General features: G+C 71.0%; 10 protein-coding genes. 5 read left to right on the forward strand and 5 right to left on the reverse strand.

What is annotated here, in order from left to right; translation table 11 throughout:
• Nucleotides 1–6: 6 nt before the first annotated feature.
• The 3 genes from pgi to AB0N73_RS04960 are packed head-to-tail and all read right to left on the reverse strand — an operon-like array spanning nucleotide 7 to nucleotide 3,899.
• A complete protein-coding gene (gene pgi / locus AB0N73_RS04950) occupies nucleotides 7–1,686 on the reverse strand; it encodes a glucose-6-phosphate isomerase (RefSeq protein ID WP_363560977.1) in 1,680 nt (559 codons plus the stop codon).
• A gap of 9 nt (nucleotides 1,687–1,695) precedes the next feature.
• Nucleotides 1,696–3,165 (reverse strand): ATP-binding protein, encoded by a 1,470-nt coding sequence (locus AB0N73_RS04955; RefSeq protein WP_363560979.1) that lies wholly within the window; start codon nucleotides 3,163–3,165, stop codon nucleotides 1,696–1,698.
• Nucleotides 3,165–3,899: a response regulator transcription factor gene (locus AB0N73_RS04960; RefSeq protein WP_363560981.1), complete on the reverse strand. Its 735-nt coding sequence runs from the start codon at nucleotides 3,897–3,899 to the stop codon at nucleotides 3,165–3,167. Before AB0N73_RS04960 ends, AB0N73_RS04955 begins: the two co-directional genes overlap by 1 nt.
• A gap of 190 nt (nucleotides 3,900–4,089) precedes the next feature.
• Between AB0N73_RS04960 and AB0N73_RS04965 the strand changes: the two genes are divergently transcribed.
• Together AB0N73_RS04965 and AB0N73_RS04970 are read left to right on the forward strand one after the other, a co-directional pair.
• Nucleotides 4,090–5,541 (forward strand): ABC transporter permease, encoded by a 1,452-nt coding sequence (locus tag AB0N73_RS04965; protein WP_363560983.1) that lies wholly within the window; start codon nucleotides 4,090–4,092, stop codon nucleotides 5,539–5,541.
• Between the two features lie 31 nt (nucleotides 5,542–5,572).
• A complete protein-coding gene (locus AB0N73_RS04970; RefSeq protein ID WP_363560985.1) occupies nucleotides 5,573–6,295 on the forward strand; it encodes an ABC transporter ATP-binding protein in 723 nt (240 codons plus the stop codon).
• 75 nt (nucleotides 6,296–6,370) lie between these two features.
• On the opposite strand, the gene gndA is transcribed toward AB0N73_RS04970, so the two are convergent.
• Both gndA and AB0N73_RS04980 read right to left on the reverse strand, forming a co-directional pair.
• Nucleotides 6,371–7,819 (reverse strand): NADP-dependent phosphogluconate dehydrogenase, encoded by a 1,449-nt coding sequence (gndA, locus tag AB0N73_RS04975; RefSeq protein ID WP_363560987.1) that lies wholly within the window; start codon nucleotides 7,817–7,819, stop codon nucleotides 6,371–6,373.
• Between the two features lie 83 nt (nucleotides 7,820–7,902).
• Nucleotides 7,903–8,025 carry a hypothetical protein gene (locus tag AB0N73_RS04980; RefSeq protein ID WP_363560989.1) on the reverse strand — a complete coding sequence of 41 codons (123 nt, stop codon included), beginning with the start codon at nucleotides 8,023–8,025 and terminating at the stop codon, nucleotides 7,903–7,905.
• 207 nt (nucleotides 8,026–8,232) lie between these two features.
• Between AB0N73_RS04980 and AB0N73_RS04985 the strand changes: the two genes are divergently transcribed.
• The 3 genes from AB0N73_RS04985 (at nucleotide 8,233) to mfd (ending at nucleotide 13,231) form a co-directional block, all read left to right on the forward strand.
• The gene (locus tag AB0N73_RS04985) at nucleotides 8,233–8,859 is read left to right on the forward strand and encodes a 50S ribosomal protein L25/general stress protein Ctc (protein ID WP_363560991.1); all 627 of its coding nucleotides are present in this window, start codon (nucleotides 8,233–8,235) and stop codon (nucleotides 8,857–8,859) included.
• A 126-nt stretch (nucleotides 8,860–8,985) separates the two neighbouring features.
• Nucleotides 8,986–9,570: an aminoacyl-tRNA hydrolase gene (gene pth / locus AB0N73_RS04990; protein ID WP_363560993.1), complete on the forward strand. Its 585-nt coding sequence runs from the start codon at nucleotides 8,986–8,988 to the stop codon at nucleotides 9,568–9,570.
• A 64-nt stretch (nucleotides 9,571–9,634) separates the two neighbouring features.
• Complete coding sequence (gene mfd / locus AB0N73_RS04995) at nucleotides 9,635–13,231, forward strand: transcription-repair coupling factor (RefSeq protein WP_363560995.1); 3,597 nt, start codon at nucleotides 9,635–9,637, stop codon at nucleotides 13,229–13,231.
• Nucleotides 13,232–13,324: the final 93 nt, after the last annotated feature.

Here is a 13,324-nt window from a genome sequence, read left to right on the forward strand (position 1 = left end):
GCGGCCTCAGCCGCGGTGCGCCCGGTAGTACTCGAGCAGGGCGCGGGTCGAGGCGTCCTGCGCCGCGAAGGCCGCCTCGTCGCCCTCGATCGCGGGGGCGATCTGCAGGGCGAGCTGCTTGCCGAGCTCCACGCCCCACTGGTCGAACGAGTTGATGCCCCAGACGGCGCCCTGTGTGAACGTGATGTGCTCGTACAGCGCGATGAGCTGACCGAGCACGGCCGGCGTGAGGGCCGGCGCGAAGATCGACGTCGTCGGGCGGTTGCCGGCGAACGTCCGCGCGGCGACCAGGGCTCCCGTTGTGCCCTCCGCCTCGACCTCGGCGGCGGTCTTGCCGAAGGCGAGCGCCTTGGTCTGCGCGAGGAAGTTCGCCAGGAACAGCCCGTGCACGTCGCGGTCGCCGTCGCGCAGCGGGTACGCGGGGTTGGCGACGGCGATGAAGTCCGCGGGGATCAGGCGGGTGCCCTGGTGGATCAGCTGGTAGAACGCGTGCTGACCGTTGGTCCCGGGCTCGCCCCAGAAGACCTCTCCCGTGTCGGTGGTGACGGGGGAGCCGTCCCACCGGACGGACTTTCCGTTGGACTCCATGGTCAGCTGCTGCAGGTAGGCCGGGAAACGGCTCAGCTGCTGCGCGTAGGGGAGGACCGCGTGCGACTGAGCGCCGAGGAAGTTGGTGTACCAGACGTTCAGCAGCCCCATGAGGACCGGGACGTTCTGCGCGAGGGGCGTGGTGCGCACGTGCTCGTCGACGGTGTGGAAGCCGGCGAGGAGCTCGCGGAAGGCATCCGGGCCCAGCGTGATGGCGAGGGACAGCCCGATGGCCGAGTCGACGGAGTAGCGCCCGCCCACCCAGTCCCAGAACCCGAAGGCGTTCGCGGGGTCGATGCCGAAGGCCGCGACCTTGTCGAGCGCGGTCGAGACGGCGACGAAGTGGTGCGCGACCGCATCCGTCCGCGACTCCTCGTCGTCCCCGATGGCGCCGGCCTCGGCCAGGCCCCGCCAGAGCCAGTCGCGCGCCAGGCGGGCGTTGGTGAGGGTCTCGAGCGTCGTGAACGTCTTGGAGGCGACGATGAACAGCGTCGTGGCGGGGTCGAGATCCGCGGTCTTCTCGGCGATGTCCGTCGGGTCGATGTTCGACACGAAACGCGCCTGGATGCCGGCGTCGGCATAGGGCTTCAGCGCCTCGTAGACCATGACGGGCCCCAGGTCGGAGCCGCCGATGCCGATGTTCACGACGTGGGTGACCTTCTTGCCCGTCACTCCCGTCCAGGCGCCGCTGCGCACGCGGTCCGCGAAGGCCGACAGCGCCGTGAGGACCTCCTGGACGTCGGTGTCGATCTGCTGGCCGTCGACGACGAGGGCGGGCTCCGCGCCCGCCGGGCGGCGCAGCGCCGTGTGCAGCACGGCGCGGTCCTCGGTCGTGTTGATGTGCGTGCCGCGGAGCATCTCGGCGTACCGCTCGGCGACGCCGGTCTGCTCGGCCAGGCGCACGAGGCTCGCGAGGACATCGTCGGTCACGAGGTTCTTCGACAGGTCCACGTGGAGGTCGCCGAGCGTGTGCGTGAGACGGCCCACGCGATCGGGGTCTTCGGCGAACCAGGCCCGGAGGTCGGGGGAGAAGGCGTCGCGATGCGAGGACAGTTCCGTCCAGGCGGCGGTGGTGGTGGCATCGATCGGAGTGGTCACACCACCACGCTAGTCCTTCGTCGTGGACCCGTCCGCTCGATGACCCGGATCTTTCGGACGCCCCGCCAGCCGCACGGTGAAGGTGGTGTCGCCGGGGGTGGACTGCGCCGAGATCTCGCCGCCGTGGGCGTCGACGATCGCCCGCACGATCGACAGCCCGAGGCCGGTGCCGCCGGTCTTCCGCGCCCGCGATCGGTCGGCGCGGGCGAACCGCTCGAACAGTTCGTCGGCCACCGCCGGATCGATGCCGGGGCCGTCGTCGTGCACGCGCAGCACGGCGTCCGTGCCGTCGCGCGTGATCGAGACCGTGACATGCGTCCCGGCGGGGGTGTGCGTCCGGGCGTTCGCGAGGAGGTTGGCGATGACCTGCGTGAGTCGTCCCTCGTCGCCGGCGACGACGACGGGTTCGGGATCGAGGTCGATCTGCCAGACGTGGTCGGGTCCGGCCGCCTGAGCGTCGCCGACCGCCTCGATGACGAGTCGGGAGAGGTCGACCGCGCCGTAGACCAGCTCCTGACCCTCTTCGAGACGGGCCAGCAGCAGCAGATCCTCCACGAGCGTCGTCATGCGCAGCGACTGCGCCTGGATGCGTTCGAGGGCCGACGACGTGTTGTCGCTGAGGGTGGCGTCGCGCAGCGACAGCTCGGAGTATCCGCGGATCGAGGCCAGCGGGGTGCGCAGTTCGTGGCTGGCGTCGGCCACGAAGCGCCGCATCCGCTCTTCGTTGCGCTGGCGTGCCTCGAGAGAGGTGCCCACGTGGTCGAGCAGGGTGTTGAGCGCCGCTCCCACCCGGCCGATCTCGGTGCGTTCATCGGCCTCGGATGCGGGCACCCGCTCGCTGATGGTGACCTCGCCGGCGGACAGCGGCTGGCGCGCCACGCGTTCCGCGGTCGCCGCGACCGCGCGCAGCGGCTGCAGACTCCGCCGGATGATGACGGCGAGGACGACACCGAGCAGGAGGAGCCCTCCCACGGTGACGAAGCCGACGGTGGTGAGGATCTGCCCGAGCGTCGTCGCGACCTCGGAGGTGGGCAGGCCCACCAGCACGAACGGCCCGCTGGAGCTGCCGCTCATGATGGCGCGGTACTCGCCGAGCCCGTCAATCGTGACGGTCGCACGGCCCGTGACGTGGTCGACCTCGGCGACGATGCTCGTGATCTGCGCATCCGTCAGGGTCTGGATCGACTCGTCCGCGGCCACGAACGCGCCCGAGGCGGTGCCGAACTGCGAGCGCAGCACCACGAGGGTGCCGCTCTCCTGACGTCCGCCGATGAGGATGTCCTCGGCGGTGTCGGTCGGATACCCGCGCAGCTGCGAGACGGCCTCCGACACCTTCGCGTCCAGGTTGTCGCGCATGATCGAGGTGAGGATCGTGCCGGTCGCCAGACCCACGATCCCGAGGATCACCGCCACCATGCCGATGACGGCCACCATCAGCCGCGCCTGGAGCGTGAGCCGGCGGGGGGAGGCGACGCGCATCACTGCGGGGCTTTGATCATGTATCCGACGCCGCGCACGGTGTGGATGAGCGGCTCGCGCCCCTGATCGATCTTCTTGCGGAGGTAGGAGATGTACAGCTCGACGACGCTGGAGCGGCCGCCGAAGTCGTAGTTCCACACGCGATCGAGGATCTGCGCCTTCGACACGACCCGGCGCTGGTTGCGCATGAGGTAGCGGAGGAGCTCGAACTCGGTGGCGGTCAGTTCGATGTTCTCGCCCGCCCGGTCGACCTCGTGGCTATCCTCGTTGAGGCTCAGGTCGCCCACCCGAAGGATCGGCTCGGAGTCGCCGGCCTGAGCCGTGCCGGCGCGGCGCATGAGCCCGCGCAGTCGTGCGACGACCTCTTCGAGGCTGAACGGCTTCGTCACGTAGTCGTCACCCCCCGCGGTCAGCCCCGCGACGCGATCGGCCACGGCGTCCTTCGCGGTGAGGAACAGCACCGGCACGTCGTTGCCCGACTGGCGCAGACGCTGCAGCACGGCCATGCCGTCGAGGTCCGGCATCATGATGTCGAGCACCATGGCGTCGGGCGCGAAATCGCGCGCGGCCTGCAGCGCCTGGAAGCCGGACGAGGCCGTCTGCACGTCCCAGCCCTCCATCCGCAACGCCATCGAGAGCAGGTCGGTGAGCATCTGCTCGTCGTCGACGACCAGCACGCGGGGAGCGGTGCCGTCCGCGCGGTGCAATGCGGGTGAGGGTGCCATCGAAGTCATGCCTCGATTCTGCGTCGGGTTCCTATGCGCTTTCTATGGCGTCGGCTATGCGTCACCTGTGAGTGCGCGCCGGTGCGGCACCGGATGCGTCACATGCTCCCATAGAGCCCTCATATCCGTGCCATGCCGTTCGCATCGGCGTCATTTCTAACGTTCCGGATGACGGCTCTTCCGGGCCGAGAGGAGACCCATGTACAGCACGTACCTGCGCCGGGAACTGGCCGGCCGCAAGAAACAGACCATCATCGTCGCCGCGGGGCTGGCGATCGCGATCGCCCTCGTGATCGTCGTGAACGCACTCGCCGCGGGTGTCCGCGACGCGCAGGCCCAGGCTCTGGAGTCCGTCTACGGGGTAGGCACCGACCTGACGGTCTCGGGCGCCGCCGCCGAACCCGGACAGGGCGGAGGGCCGAGCTTCGACTTCGACGAGGACGCCGGCCAGACCGCCGACGACGGCACGACATCGCTGAGCCAGTCGCGGCTGATGACGGACTTCATGCGCGGCACGCTCGACGCGGCGACGGTCGACACGATCGCGGGCGTCGACGGTGTGGCCGCCGCATCCGGCGCGCTCTCGCTCACCAACTCCACCTTCTCGGGCGCGCTGCCCGAGGCGCCCAGCACGACCGACGGCGCGACCGGCGAGGGGCAGGCGCCGCCGTCCGGTGGCGGCGGTGGCGGCGGTTTCGGCGGCGGATCGTTCGATCTCGATTCCTTCACCGTGCTCGGCGTCAGCAGCGCCGACGCGACCGTCGGCCCGCTCTCCGCGGTGACGGTCTCGGAGGGGCGTCAGCTGAGCGCCGACGATGCCGGGCAGAACGTCGCCGTCATCGACGCCACCTACGCGGCCTCGAGCGAGCTGTCGGTCGGCGGCGTCATCGACGTCGGCGGCACCGAGATGCAGATCGTCGGCATCGTCGCGTCCGCATCGAGCGACGCGGACACCGCGGCGAACGTCTACATCCCGCTCGACGTCGCGCAGACCCTCGCGGGCGTGGGGGATGTCGTGTCCACCGTCTACGTGCAGGCCGAGTCCGCCGACGCCATCACCTCGGTGCAGGCGGCGCTCCAGGCCGAGCTGCCCGAGGCCACCGTGAGCTCGCAGTCCGACCTCGCCTCGACCGTGTCGGGTTCGCTCTCCAGCGCGTCGTCGCTCATCACGAGCCTCGGCACCTGGCTGTCGGTGCTCGTCCTCCTGGTCGCGGTGGCGCTCGCCGTGCTCTTCACGATCTCCGGGGTGTCGCGGCGTACGCGCGAGTTCGGCACGCTCAAGGCCATCGGCTGGTCGAACCGCCGTGTCATCGGCCAGGTCGCGGGCGAGTCGCTCGTCCAGAGCCTGATCGGCGGGGTCGTCGGCGTCGCCCTGGGACTCGTCGCCGTGCTCGCCATCAACATCGCGTCGCCGACGATCTCGAGCGCCGCGGAATCGACGGGACCCGAGCAGGGCGGCCCCGGCGGCATGGGCGGCGGGTTCGCCGCGGTGGCGGAGACGACCGATGTGGTGCTGAGCGCACCCGTCTCGCTCACGATCGTCCTCGCCGCCGTCGCGCTCGCCGTGCTGGCGGGGCTCGTCTCCGGCGCGTTCGGCGGGTGGCGTGCCGCCCGGCTCAGCCCCGCCGAGGCGCTCCGTGCCATCGGCTGACCCCATCCATCCCCACGACAGGAGCATCGCCATGACCATCACCGACACGCAGACCGCGGATGCCGCCGGCACCGCCGACCTCGCCTACCGCCTCAGCGGCGTGACCAAGACCTACCGTCAGAAGGGGCGGGAGGTGACCGCGCTGACCGGGGTGGACATCGACATCGCCCAGGGCGAGTTCGTCACGATCCAAGGGTCGACGGGCGGGGGCAAGTCCACGTTCCTCCAGGTGCTGGGCGCGCTCGAGCGTCCGACCGCCGGTCGGGTGATGCTGGGCGGCACCGACATCGCGACGGCGTCGAACGCCCGGCTCGGTGCCCTGCGGGCGCACGAGATCGGGTTCGTGTTCCAGGGCTTCAACCTCATCCCCACCCTGACGGCCGCCGAGAACGTCGACATGGGGCTCGAGCCGCTCGGCATCCCGCGGGTGGACCGTGACGCGCGGGTCGTCGAGGCCCTCGCGCACGTCGGGCTCGCCGAGCGGGGCGACCATCGGCCGGGTGAGCTCTCGGGCGGTCAGCAGCAGCGGGTGGCCATCGCCCGCGCGATCGCCAAGCGTCCGCGCGTGCTGCTGGCCGACGAGCCGACCGGGAACCTGGACGAGCGCATGCGCGATGAGATCCTGACGCTCCTGCAGGGGCTGAACGACGACGGGCTCACCCTCGTCGTCGTCACCCACGACTCGGCCGTCGCGCGGCGGGCCACTCGGCGACTGCGTCTGGAGCGGGGGACGGTGCGCGACATCACCCGCTGACCGGGCGGGCACCCGTCGCACGCACGAGGGCGGCACCCGGATGGGGTGCCGCCCTCGTGGCGTCGACGGGGATCGTCAGTGGGTGTCGACCGCTTCGACCTCGGTGCGGTCGCCCGACCACAGGGTGTGGAAGGTGCCCGGCTTGTCGATGCGCTTGTAGGTGTGCGCACCAAAGAAGTCGCGCTGGCCCTGGATGAGGGCGGCGGGCAGGCGCTCGGCGCGCAGCCCGTCGTAGTACGCCAGCGACGACGAGAACGCGGGGGCGGGGATGCCGGTGGCCGCCGCGGTGGCGACGATCTCGCGCCAGGCGTCCTGCGCCCGCGTGAAGACGTCCACGAAGTACGGCGCCGTCATGAGGACGGGGAGCTCCGGCGTCTCGACGTACGCGTCGGTGATGCGGTTGAGGAACTGTGCGCGGATGATGCAGCCGCCGCGCCAGATCGAGGCGATCGCGCCCAGGTCGATGTTCCAGCCGTACTGGGCGGCACCGGCGCGGATCTCGTCGAAGCCCTGCGAGTACGCGACGATCTTCGAGGCGTACAGCGCCAGGCGCACCTTCTCGATGAACGCGTCGGCGTCCTCGGCGGTGAAGCCCTCGGCGGGTCCGGGCAGGGCGCCCGCGGTCTCGCGCTGCTCGGGGTGGCTCGAGAGCGACCGGGCGAAGGTCGCCTCGGCGATGCCCGACACGGGCACGCCCAGGTCGAGTGCGGTCTGCACCGTCCAGGCGCCGGTGCCCTTGGCGCCGGCCTGGTCGAGGATGATGTCGACGAGCGGCTTGCCGGTCTCGGCGTCGACCTGGCGCAGCACCTCGGCGGTGATCTCGATCAGGTAGGACTCGAGCTCGCCGCGGTTCCACTCGGCGAAGACGTCCGCGATCTCGGCGGGCGACTTGCCGGTGCCGCGGCGGATGAGGTCGTAGGCCTCGGCGATGAGCTGCATGTCGGCGTACTCGATGCCGTTGTGCACCATCTTCACGAAGTGGCCGGCGCCGTCGTGGCCGACGTGCGTCACGCAGGGCTCGCCCTCGGCGATCGCCGCGATCGAGCGCAGGATGGGGCCGAGCGTGGTCCACGACTCGTCCGAGCCGCCGGGCATGAGCGAGGGGCCGAGCAGCGCGCCCTCTTCGCCGCCGGAGACGCCCATGCCGACGAAGTTGATGCCGGTCGCGCGGACGGCCTTCTCGCGGCGGATGGTGTCGGTGAACAGCGAGTTGCCGCCGTCCACGATGATGTCGCCCGGCTCGAACACCTCGACGAGGTCGTTGATGACGGCGTCGGTGGGGCCGCCGGCCTTGACCATGATGATCGCGGTGCGCGGCTTCTGCAGCGACGCGGCGAACTCCGCGTACGAGGCGGTCGGCACGAAGCCGGCCTCGGGGTGCTCGGTGACCAGGTGCTCGGTCTTGTCGTGGCTGCGGTTGTACACCGCCACCGTGTTGCCCTCGCGCGAAGCGAGGTTGCGGGCCAGGTTCGACCCCATGACGGCGAGTCCGACGACTCCGATGTTGGCTGCTGCCTCGGTCACGAATACTCCTCTAGAAAAGGGAACGTCGCCTTCGTGGTGATCGGGCGCAGGGGCGACGGCCCGCACCCGAGAGCGTGCGGAGGTCAGCCCTGTCGGTGGTTCGAGCGGCCGAGCGACCAGAAGGCCCCCACGATGCCGATCGCCGACAGCGCCGCGAGCAGTCCGATGACTCCGAGGAGGATGTCGGAAGCGAGCTGAGCGTCCACGGGGGTCCTTTCGTCGGGTGCTCGCGCACCGATGGCACGCGCTTTCTCATGCTAGCGCGCACGCTGATACACTCGGAGCGAACTTCGGCGAGGGATGCGGCATCGCATCCGTTATCGACGAGGGTGTGCAGGCCGACGGCTTTCCTCACGCGCTCGCGTTCGAGTCGAACCCCCATCGGGGCCCGTGGGCCCGCAAGGAGAAGAAACATGTCGGAAGACAACAAGGTCATCGCGGAAACCCGCACCCAGTTCGGCAAGGGCTTCGCGCGCCGCATGCGCGCCGCCGGCCAGATCCCCGCCGTGCTCTACGGCCACGGCACCGACCCGGTGCACCTGGCCCTGCCCGGCCACCAGATGCTGCTCATCCTGCGTCGCGCCAACGCGCTGCTCGAGCTCTCGATCGACGGCAAGGGCCAGCTGGCGCTCGTCAAGGATGTCCAGAAGGACCCCGTGCGTCAGATCATCGAGCACGTCGACCTCCTGGTCGTGAAGAAGGGTGAGAAGCTCAACGTCGACATCCCGATCGTCGTCGTGGGCGAGCCCTTCCCGGGCACGATCGCGAACCTCGACGCCACCACCGTGTCGCTCGAGGTCGAGGCCACCCACATCCCGCAGAACGTCGAGGTCGACGTCGACGGCCTCGAGGACGGCACGCACATCACCGCGGCCGACCTGACGCTGCCCAAGGGCGCGACGCTGGTCACCGACCCCGAGGTCCTGATCGTCGCCATCTCGGTGCCCGCCGCCACGCTGGCCGCCGAGGACGAGATCGCCGAGGCCGACGCCGAGGTCGCCGCCGAGCAGTCCGAAGAGTCCGCCGAGGCCGCAGAGTAAGACCTGCCGCTTCGTCACAGGAGAAATCCCGAGAACAGGACGCGCCCCGGCGATCGTCCGCTCTCGGGATTTCTCCCGTTTCGGCGGGGAGGTGAGGCCCGTTTCGGCGGAGGTGAGGAGAGACGCATGGCGCAGACGTGGCTCATCGTGGGGCTCGGCAATCCGGGCCCGCGCTACGAGGCGACCCGGCACAACGTCGGGCAGATGGTCGTGGACGAGATCGCGGCCCGCCGGAGCGAGAGCTTCCGTGTGCACAAGGCGAACGCGCGCGTCGCCGAGGCCTGGGTGCGTCCGGGCGCCGACAAGCTCGTCCTCGCCAAGCCGAACACCTTCATGAACGTGTCGGGCGGACCCGTGGCGAACCTGGCGAAGTTCTACTCGCTGCCGCCCGAGCGGGTGATCGTCATCCACGACGAGCTCGACATCCCCTACGACACCCTCAAGCTCAAGACCGGCGGCGGTCACGGCGGCCACAACGGGGTGCGCGACATCGCCAAGGCGCTCGGCACCCCCGAGTTCCCGCGCGTCCGCGTCGGCATCGGTCGTCCGCCGGGCCGGCAGGATCCCGCCGACTGGGTGCTCGACCCGTTCGGCGCGGCCGAGCGACCGACGCTCCCCATCCTGATCGCGGACGCGGCGGATGCGGCGGAGCTGCTGGTCACCGACGGCCTGCTCGCCGCGCAGCAGCGCTGGCACGCTCCGCGCGCCTGACGCGCTCGCGCGCCCGGGGCGGCCGCGGGAGCCGGGTGTCGGCGACCCGCCGTAGAATCGTCCGGTGACAGTTCCCGGGATCGTTCGCGCCCTCGCACGCTCAGAATCGTTCGGGAACGCGGTGGCCGCCTCCGCCGCCGATGCCGATTTCTCGGTCATCGACGGGCTCGACGCGCCGCTGCTCGCCGCCCTGCTCGAGCGTCGCCGTGAGGCGGGCAAGCCCGGCATCCTGCTCATCGTCGCGCCCACCGGCCGCCGCGCCGAGGCCATCGGCCCCGCGATCGAGGCGCTGCTTCCCGGCGCCGCCGTCCGCCATTTCCCGGCCTGGGAGACCCTGCCGCACGAGCGGCTGAGCCCCAGCGCCGAGACCGTCGGGCGCCGCCTGCAGGTGCTGCACGAGATCGCCCAGCACGACGGAGCGGCGCCGCTGGTGGTGACCGCGTCCGTGCGCGGCGCCATCCAGCCCATCGCGCCCGGCCTGGATCTGGCCTCGCCCATCCGCCTCGTGGTGGGGGAGCGCGGCCACGACCTCGCCGAGATCGTGCTGCGGCTGGTCGAGTACGCCTACCACCGGGTCGACATGGTGTCGCGACGCGGCGAGTTCGCGGTGCGCGGCGGCATCCTCGACGTCTTCCCGCCGACGGCGGACCACCCGCTGCGGGTCGAGTTCTTCGGCGACGAGGTCGACCAGATCCGCGCCTTCTCGGTGGCCGACCAGCGGTCGCTCCCCGGCGACATCCCGAGCATCGGCTTGCTGCCGAGCCGCGAGCTGCTGCTGACCGACGAGGTGCGCGAGCGCGCGATCGACCTCGCGCCGTCGTTCCCGTCGCTCCACGGCATGCTCGAGAAGATGTCGGAGGGCATCCCCGTCGAGGGCATGGAGTCGCTGACGCCCGCGCTCGTCGACGGCATCGTCACCCTCATCGACTACCTGCCGCGCGCCGCGGCGGTTGCCCTCGTCGACCCCGAGCGGGCCACCGCCCGCGCCGTGACGCTCTCGGACACGAACCACGAGTTCCTCGATGCCGCGTGGAGCGCCGCCGTGGCGGGCGCCGAGACCCCCGTCGATCTCGGGGCGGGCGACTTCGTCAGCCTGCCGCGCCTGCGCGAGGTCGCGGCCGAGCGCGGCGACGTCTGGTGGGAGCTCTCGCCGTTCGACTCGGGCGACGCGGATGCCGCCGCCGAGGGCCTGGTGGCCGCGGGCGGCGTCACGCGCGTGGCGGCGAGCGGCGTCCCCTCGTTCTCGGGCAACGTCGACGGTGCGATCGCGCACGTCGGCGGCCTCGTGAAGGACGGCTGGACCGTGGTGGTGACCGCCGCGGGCGCCGGGCTCGCCGACCGCGCGCGCGACGTGCTCGCCGAGCACGGCGTCGCCGCGCGCCGCGTCGACACGCTCAGCGAGGCCCCCGAGGCGGGGATCGTCACGATCGTCGCGTGCACGCTCGAACGCGGCTTCCAGGTGGCCGACGCCAAGGTGGCCGTGCTCACCGAGTCCGAGTTCTACGGGCGCACGATCTCGAGCGACAACCGGGCGGTCAAGAAGCTCGCCTCGCGTCGTCGCAACGTCGTCGACCCGTTGCAGCTGAAGCCGGGCGACTTCGTCGTGCACTCCACGCACGGCATCGGCAAGTTCGTCGAACTCGTGCAGCGCGAGGTGTCCTCCGGAGGGCGCAAGCCCGTCAAGAGCACCCGCGAGTACCTGGTGCTGGAGTACGCGCCCTCCAAGCGCGGCCATCCGGGCGACAAGCTGTTCGTCCCCACCGACCAGCTCGACCTGCTCTCGCGGTACGTCGGCGGAGAGGCGCCCACCCTCTCGAAGATGGGCGGCAGCGACTGGGCCGCGGCCAAGGGCAAGGCGCGCCGCGCGGTGCGCGACATCGCCGTCGAGCTCGTGAAGCTGTACTCCGCACGGATGTCGGCCAAGGGGTACGCGTTCGGCCCCGACACCCCGTGGCAGCGCGAGCTCGAAGAGGCGTTCCCGTTCGCCGAGACGCCCGATCAGCTGCAGACGATCGACGAGATCAAGGCCGACATGGAGCGCCCCATCCCGATGGATCGCCTGCTGTCGGGCGACGTCGGCTTCGGCAAGACCGAGGTCGCGGTGCGGGCGGCGTTCAAGGCGATCCAGGACGGCAAGCAGGTCGCGATGCTCGTGCCGACGACGCTGCTGGTCAAGCAGCACCTCGACACGTTCGCCGAGCGCTTCGCCGGGTTCCCGGTGAAGGTGCGCCCGCTGTCGCGCTTCCAGTCCGACAAGGAGGCGCGCGAGGTGCTCGCCGGCCTCACCGACGGCACGGTCGACATGGTCATCGGAACCCACCGCATCCTCACCGAGAAGGTCGTGTTCAAAGACCTCGGGTTGATGATCATCGACGAGGAGCAGCGGTTCGGCGTCGAGCACAAGGACGCGCTCAAGAAGCTCAAGACCAACGTCGACATCCTGGCGATGAGCGCCACCCCCATCCCGCGCACGCTCGAGATGGCGGTCACCGGCATCCGCGAGATGTCGACGCTGCAGACGCCGCCCGAGGACCGGCATCCGATCCTCTCGTACGTGGGGCCGCGCAACGACAAGCAGATCGCCGCCGCCATCCGGCGCGAGCTGCTGCGCGAAGGACAGGTCTTCTACGTGCACAACCGCGTGCAGTCGATCCAGCGCGTGGCCGCCGATCTCGCCGAGCTCGTGCCCGAGGCACGGATCGCCGTCGCGCACGGGCAGATGGGGGAGCACGCCCTCGAGCAGGTCGTCGACGACTTCTGGGAGCGCCGCGCCGACGTGCTCGTGTCGACCACCATCATCGAGACCGGCCTCGACATCTCGAACGCCAACACGATCATCATCGACCGCGCCGACAAGTACGGACTCAGCCAGCTGCACCAGCTGCGCGGGCGCGTGGGGCGTGCGCGTGAGCGCGCCTACGCGTACTTCATGTACGACGAGATGAAGCCGCTCAGCGAGACGGCGGCCGATCGGCTCGAGACCATCGCGGTGAACAACGATCTGGGCTCGGGCATGCAGGTGGCGCTGAAGGACCTCGAGCTGCGCGGTGCCGGCAACATGCTGGGCGCCGAGCAGGCCGGGCACATCGCGGGGGTGGGTTTCGACCTGTACCTGCGCATGATCGGCGAGGCCGTGGCCACCTTCCGCGGGGAGGAGACCGAGGGGCCCACCGAGCTGCGGCTCGAGCTGCCGGTGCAGGCGCGGCTGCCCGAGACGTACATCGACAGCGAGCGGTTGCGCCTGGAGGCCTACCAGAAGCTATCGGCGGCGGCCGCGGCGACGGCGAAGGACGACATGATCGACCTCGTCGTCGACGAGCTCACCGACCGCTACGGCACGCCGCCTCCCGAGGTCGAGGGCCTGGTCGCCGTGGCCCGGTTGCGGCGTCGCGCGGCCCGCTCCGGGCTCGCGGATGTGGTGGCGATGGGCCCGAACCTGCGGGTCGCCCCGGCGAACCTGCCCGACTCGCTGCGCGTGCGCCTGCAGCGCCTGTACCCGAAGTCCAAGCTCGTAGCGTCGGGGGAGGCGGTCGTCGTGCCGCTGCCCACCGCCGACGGCGAGCCGCTGTCCGACACCGACCTGATCGCGTGGACGACTCAGCTCCTCGACGCGATCTTCCCCGTCCCCGAGCCCGCCGCCCCCGCCCCCCTCCAGGGCTGACCCCCGCCGCTGCGCCGCTGCGCTGTGGTGCAGGGGTGATGCGGGGTGCTGGTGCGCCGCGGTGCTGCGGCGCTGGTGCTGCTGCGGGGTGGG

It is taken from the genome of Microbacterium sp. NPDC089189 (assembly GCF_040685095.1).
Classification (GTDB): domain Bacteria; phylum Actinomycetota; class Actinomycetes; order Actinomycetales; family Microbacteriaceae; genus Microbacterium.